Origin of the sequence: Lichenicola sp. (assembly GCF_965198575.1) — a bacterium.
Classification (GTDB): Bacteria; Pseudomonadota; Alphaproteobacteria; order Acetobacterales; family Acetobacteraceae; genus Lichenicola.
In genome coordinates this window covers 1-5,559 of record NZ_CBDAPY010000003.1, presented here as the reverse complement: position 1 = coordinate 5,559, position 5,559 = coordinate 1, and the positions used below count along the sequence as shown (strand labels likewise).

Genomic DNA, 5,559 nt, shown 5'->3' with positions numbered 1-5,559 from the left:
TCAATCACCGTATGGTCCCCAGGGTCTCGACCCCAGGGCCAGAACCACATGCATAGAAATCATCCACAGCCATGAGCTCCGATACGCACACGCACGCACCAACCCCCCACTCGCCCAGCGATGCCTTGGACGACCTGGTGGCCATGGCGGGGAATGATCCACCCGATCCCATCCCGAACTCGGCCGTGAAAACCCCCAGCGCCTATGATACTGCGGCTTAAGCCGCGGGAAAGTCGGTCGCCGCCAGGTCCTCCAAAGCACCACAGCACACACGGCAGCTACATACAGCCGCCGCACACCACACCATCACCCACGCGGGGTGGAGCAGCCCGGTAGCTCGTCAGGCTCATAACCTGAAGGTCACAGGTTCAAATCCTGTCCCCGCAACCAAATGCCTGAAGTAACGCGACAATGATCAGCCTTCCGCCTATCAGGGCGGGGGCACAGCCGCAGGCTGGATGGCCTGGAAGTTCCTGACACGTGCCATCAGCCCGAAATCCGGCAGGGATCGAATCTCGCCGGCTTCCAGTTGCGCGTAGTAATGGGTCAGGGAAAAGGCGAGACGTTGTTCCGCCTTGTCGGACATCACCGTCAGGTCCGTGTCGTGCATGGTCAGCTTCGCGAACACGAGCATGCCGCCGCGAAAGGCGATGACGCTGTCGGTTCGCGCTCCCCGCGCGGGCGGGTGACCAAGGACGATCTCCACACCGACGGGCGAGACGTGCACCGCCGTGACGCGACCACCGAAGCGCGGCGGAGGAAACATCGACAGAACCGGCACGATCAGGTCGTCGCCCTCGATGTGGAACACGCTGGTGTCGGTCGGTTGGGCCAGGGTGGACAAGGGCAGGCTGAGGCTGTCGATCAGCTGCTTGGGGATGATGCCGCCAGCCTGCATCGAGACCAGATGGATGCGCAGGTCGCCGTTGCTGATAGGGGCGAGAGTCGCCGTCGCGGTGAACGGGATCGGCAGGCCAATCTTGACCATGGTCCCGCTCATCGAAAGCCGGTCCTAGCCGGAGCGGACCGAAACGTCTTTGAGGGGGGTATGGGCGAGCGACAGCACATGATGGTTCATCAAATGGGTCATGTCGTCAGCGCTCAGGCGTATCGCGGCGCTGTCGACGTCGATCCGATAGGAGGTCACGTCGTCCATCACGATCAGGCGTTCTGGCCGCTCGGAGCATACCTGGCCGCGCACAAAGCCGACGGCGGCCGCAACGTCATCATAAGATCAGAGCACGACATCGTGCATCTCGACATGCGTCGTGCCGGAATGTCCTGTCGCGTCCGGAGCGACCACGGCCGAAGCGGACAGCCGAGCCGGGGCGACTGCCGGTAATAGCAAGGGCAGCAACGACGCCAGTTGTTTAGTCCCGGCATTTGGTGGAGCGGGTCGAGCGTGAATCGTTTTGGTTCGGCTGTCCATGTTTTGCAGATGGCTTCGTAGGGGGTGAGACCCTTGAGGGTCTTCAATCTGCGGCCGAAGTTGTAGGCGTTGACGAAGTCGTCGAGGTGCCTGCGGAGCTGGTCGTGGGTGTCGTAGTGGAAGCGCTTGACGGTGGCTTCCTTGATCGTCCGGTTCATGCGTTCGACCTGACCGTTGGTCCAGGGATGGCGCGGCTTGGTCAGGCGGTGATCGATGTGGTTTTGGGCGCAGCGTATTCGAACGCGTGGGCGAGGAACTGCTCGCCGTGATCCATGGCGCGACGGATGTCGGCGGCCGCCGAGCAGGTGTTCCCGGGTGAGGTGAAGTGGGTGCCGTTGTCGGTAAGCACGGTATGGATGGTGTAGGGCACGGCTTCGATGAGGGCGCGCAGGAAGTCTCCGGCGACCCGGCGTGTGACTTTTTCATGCAGCTCAACGAAGGCGAACTTGGTCACTCGATCGATGGCGACCAGCAGATAGAGCCTGCCCTGGGCAGTCTGGACTTCAGCGATGTCGATGTGGAAGTAGCCGAGCGGGTAGGTCTTGAACTTGCGCTTGCCCGGAGCAGCGCTCTCGAGCTCGGGCAGACGGGAGATGCCATGCCGTTGAAGGCAGCGGTGCAGGGACGACCGTGTCAGGTGCGGGATAGTGGCCTGAAGGGCATACAAGCTGTCATCCAGCGGCAGGAGGGTATGCCGACGGAAGGCGACCACGACGGCCTCGTCCTCGGTGGAGAGCACGGTGGACTGGGCCTGCTTTGGCCCGGTCAGCCGGTCCTGGACGGAGTTGCGGCTGCGCCACTTGGCGACCGTTTTGGGGTTGATGCCGTAGCGTCTGGCGAGGGCCCTCAGGCTTTCTTGACTATGCTGTATCGCTCGACGGACTGCCGCTGTCGTTGTGGCGCCCGCATGGAGAACCTGGCCCATAGCGCATCCTTCCACTCACGCGAGAAGACTGCACCATCAAACCCTGGGATCAAACACCTAGCTAGCGGCACCGACTTGTCGCCGGATGACGGCCACTCCTCGACAGGTCACTTCGGCGACGCGGGCACTGCCGCGTCGCCTGGCGTGTCGCCCGCCGCGTCGTGATCCGGAGCGCCGTCCGCCGGCAGCAGCCGCAGCGCCTGGAACAGCCGGAACGCGAACCGGCCGCTGAAGCTGAACAGCGCCATCACGATGGCGCCGCCGAGCCCGGCCACCTGGCGGATGCCGACCGCCTGCACCAGGGTGAAGTGCTGGCTCACCCACAGGAACGCGCAGGCCATGCACAGGTAGTACACCGCCCAGGACCGGGTGATCAGCTGGAAGAAGCGGCGGTGGTGCGGCATGCGGAGGTCGGGCTGCTGCTGCGCCACCAGCTCCTCAATGATGGACCGGCCGCGCGAGCCGATCGCGAACGCGATGCCGACGATCGTCTCGGTAACCGCGCCCTCGTATTTCAGCATGAAGGGCTGCCGCGAGAACACGTCGATGGTGCCGAACACCAGCACCAGGGCCGTGGACAGGACGTAGATGCGCGGGAAGCCGATCCGCAGCGTGTGCCGACGCAGGGCGTCGATCGGCACGAACACCAGGGTGCCGATGATGGCGGCGCGCAACCCCAGCGTCTTCATCAGCGCGTAGAACACGATGACGCCGCCGAAGTCGAACGCGGCGGTGCCGAGCAGCCTTTTCAGCCGGTCCATGGCGCGCAGCACTCAGTGCGGGGTCGAGGCCGTCCCGCCGGGCAAGGTCTGGGACGGCGACGGCGCCTGGCCGGGCAGGTTCGGCCGGCTCTTCTCCTGGTTCAGCAGCTTGCCGCTGATCTGCCCGACCGTGTTGTTCATCTGCCCCTGATTGGCGGGGTTGGTGCCGGCGGTGACGCCGCCCGGGTTGCGCGGCGCGGTGGTCGGCTGGCCGGCCGAGGTCGGGCCGGTCTCGACGCCCTGTCCGGTCACGTCGCCGTTGCGGGCGGCGGTGCCGGGGGCGGTCTGGGCGAGGGCGGGTAGCGGCGAAGCCAGGGTCAGCAGCAGGGCCAGTCGCGGCAGGCGGCTCATGGGCGGGCTCCCGTGGCGGCGGCGTGGGCGTCGATCAGGGCGATGTTGCGCAGGTTGGCCTTGAAGGTGGCGTCGAACAGGTCGCCCAGCACCGGCACCGAGCCCGCCACCGCCTCGATCGCGACGTTGCCCAGCATCTTCGCCAACTGCGCCGGTGGCAGGCCGATCTGGTAGGCCTCGTAGACGATGTAGAGCGACACCGCCGTCATCGCAGCGTCGCCGGCGGCGGGTGCCAGGCCGATCACGCTGTTGAGGCCGAATCGGAACCTGGTCCCGGGCAACCTGATCGCGGCATCCAGCAGCCAAGCGAGACGCCGGATGCGCGCCAGGCGTCGCGCCCGATCGGCCGAGTCGATCGGCTTTCCCTGGATTGTCTTGTCGAAGCGGCTGGCGTCGAAGGCGATCATGGGGGTGCTCCGCGCGGGATGTGGGCCGTGTGCCGTGCCGGATCAATCCAGCCCGATCCGGCGGCAAGGTCAGCGGCAGACATGGCGATACCCGTCGGTACCGATATAGGTGGCGGTGGCCGGATCGTAGCAGGCGAAGCTGCTGCAGATGCCGGCCTCGGCATATTGCTGCGGCAGCAGCGACTGGCCAACCGCGTTGGCTTCGCGTGCCTGCACGCCGCAGAGCGGGGTGTCGGCCGGGGCGGACGGATCGTTCACGAGTGCCGGCGCACCTTCGGGCTGTGGCGCCAGGACGATGCCGGCAGGCCGGAGCGGCGTTGGTTGAACGGCTGCGACCGGCGCTGCGGCAGGCGGCGGGGATGGCGTATCGGCACATCCGGCCAACACCAGCATCGCCCCCAGCGAAAGCAGGTCACCGATCCGATACCCGCTCCACCGCATCTGCATCCTCGCGTCCACCTGGTCCTGAACGTTCCGGCATCGTCGGACGTTGCCTGCCCGCCAGCTCAGGAGCCATATCGCAGTGACCGAACCGTCCCACTCCAGCCCCCTGATCCTGCGCAACGCCGACGGCAGCGGCCGGGGCACGAAGGTGCACGTGTCGGCGACCGTCGCGAAGCTGTTCGGCGAGCGCCTCCGGGCCGAGGGCGCCGAGCACCAGCAGCTCTGGATCGACCGGCTGACCAGTCTGGACGGCGACGGCTTCAGCTACGCGGGCAACGTGTTCGTGGCCATTCGCATCACCGAGGGCGGCATCGGCGAGGAGATCCCGTTCGTGGTTGATACCCCGGTCGAGCTGCAGGGCATGTTCATCCCGGCCGATCAGGCCACGCCCGGAACCGACGATCCCGGCCTGCCGGTGCTGCACTTCACCCACAGCCCGGTCGGCTTCGTGGTCTACGACGGCAAGACCTACCAATAGGACCGGAGCGGGCGCACGGTTGCTCCGGTAGAGGTTGCCGCCCCGGAGGCGGACGCAGCCTGGCTAGACGTCCAGCGCACCCTGGCTCGCGGCGTGCTCCACCCGGACCAGGCGCTCGCCGTCGGCAAAGGCGAGGCTGAGCCGGGTGCCGGGACGCAGGGTCGCGCCGGCGGTCACCGGATGCCCGGCCTGGTCGCGCACCAGCACGTAGCCGCGCGCCAGCACCGCCCCCGGCGACGCCGAGTCGAGTCGCGCCGTCAGCCCGGACAGGATCGCGGCCCGCTCGCGCAGCATCGCGGCCGCGTCGCGCAGCGTCTGCCGCAGCCCGCCCTGCAGCCCGGCGCCGGTCACGCCTAAGCGTCCGCGCCGGATCTCGATCGCCTGACGCGGATCCGGCATCGGCCGCTCGGCCGCCGCCAGCGCCGCGCGCCGTGCCGCCAGCAGCGCCGGCAGGGCGCGGCGCAGGGCGCCGTCGGCCACGGCGACCTCGCCACGGCGACGCACCATCAGCCGGTGCGGGTCGACCATCCGCCGTTCCGCGGCGACCAGCGCCGCGCGCCGTACCGCCAGCAGCGCCGGCAGGGCGCGACTCAGCTCGCCGGAGTGCAGCACCACCCGTCCGCGCCGGACGGCGATCAGCCGGTGCGGGTCGGGCATGTGCCGCTCCGCCGCCACCAGCGCGGTGCGTCGCAGCGCCAGCAGCGTCGGCAGCGCCCGCTGCAGCCGGCTTCCCAGCTCGCGCAGGGCGTCGCGCCGCGCCGCCA

At 67.9% G+C, this 5,559-nt stretch carries 8 protein-coding genes, 1 tRNA gene, 1 rRNA gene and 1 pseudogene; 3 read left to right on the top strand and 8 right to left on the bottom strand.

The window, feature by feature from the left end; translation table 11 throughout:
• Positions 1 to 133 precede the first annotated feature (133 nt).
• Both rrf and ACOEQ2_RS00135 read left to right on the top strand, forming a co-directional pair.
• Positions 134 to 249, top strand: a 5S ribosomal RNA gene (gene rrf, locus ACOEQ2_RS00140).
• Positions 250 to 313: 64 nt separating this feature from the next.
• Positions 314 to 390: transfer RNA gene (locus ACOEQ2_RS00135), tRNA-Met, on the top strand.
• A 40-nt stretch (positions 391 to 430) separates the two neighbouring features.
• Here the strand turns inward: ACOEQ2_RS00135 and ACOEQ2_RS00130 are convergent.
• The 7 genes and pseudogenes from ACOEQ2_RS00130 to ACOEQ2_RS00100 form a co-directional block, all read right to left on the bottom strand.
• On the bottom strand, positions 431 to 1,000 hold the full coding sequence (locus tag ACOEQ2_RS00130; RefSeq protein ID WP_419727729.1) for a hypothetical protein: 570 nt from the start codon (positions 998 to 1,000) through the stop codon (positions 431 to 433).
• Between the two features lie 12 nt (positions 1,001 to 1,012).
• Positions 1,013 to 1,156 carry a hypothetical protein gene (locus ACOEQ2_RS00125; protein ID WP_419727728.1) on the bottom strand — a complete coding sequence of 48 codons (144 nt, stop codon included), beginning with the start codon at positions 1,154 to 1,156 and terminating at the stop codon, positions 1,013 to 1,015.
• A gap of 212 nt (positions 1,157 to 1,368) precedes the next feature.
• Positions 1,369 to 2,354: pseudogene (locus tag ACOEQ2_RS00120) on the bottom strand (IS481 family transposase); the annotation flags it as partial.
• A gap of 107 nt (positions 2,355 to 2,461) precedes the next feature.
• Positions 2,462 to 3,115, bottom strand: coding sequence for a septation protein IspZ (locus ACOEQ2_RS00115; RefSeq protein ID WP_419727727.1), 654 nt, complete (start codon positions 3,113 to 3,115; stop codon positions 2,462 to 2,464).
• 12 nt (positions 3,116 to 3,127) lie between these two features.
• Positions 3,128 to 3,466, bottom strand: coding sequence for a hypothetical protein (locus ACOEQ2_RS00110; protein ID WP_419727726.1), 339 nt, complete (start codon positions 3,464 to 3,466; stop codon positions 3,128 to 3,130).
• On the bottom strand, positions 3,463 to 3,873 hold the full coding sequence (locus tag ACOEQ2_RS00105; protein WP_419727725.1) for a DUF4112 domain-containing protein: 411 nt from the start codon (positions 3,871 to 3,873) through the stop codon (positions 3,463 to 3,465). The genes ACOEQ2_RS00110 and ACOEQ2_RS00105 overlap by 4 nt, the downstream gene beginning before the upstream one ends.
• Positions 3,874 to 3,942: 69 nt before the next feature.
• Positions 3,943 to 4,320 carry a hypothetical protein gene (locus tag ACOEQ2_RS00100; protein ID WP_419727724.1) on the bottom strand — a complete coding sequence of 126 codons (378 nt, stop codon included), beginning with the start codon at positions 4,318 to 4,320 and terminating at the stop codon, positions 3,943 to 3,945.
• A 76-nt stretch (positions 4,321 to 4,396) separates the two neighbouring features.
• Here ACOEQ2_RS00100 and ACOEQ2_RS00095 point away from each other — a divergent pair, with 76 nt between their 5' ends.
• Complete coding sequence (locus ACOEQ2_RS00095) at positions 4,397 to 4,795, top strand: hypothetical protein (protein ID WP_419727723.1); 399 nt, start codon at positions 4,397 to 4,399, stop codon at positions 4,793 to 4,795.
• A gap of 63 nt (positions 4,796 to 4,858) precedes the next feature.
• Here the strand turns inward: ACOEQ2_RS00095 and ACOEQ2_RS00090 are convergent.
• Positions 4,859 to 5,559: exodeoxyribonuclease VII large subunit (locus ACOEQ2_RS00090; RefSeq protein WP_419727722.1), on the bottom strand; the 701-nt coding region annotated here is incomplete at its 5' end.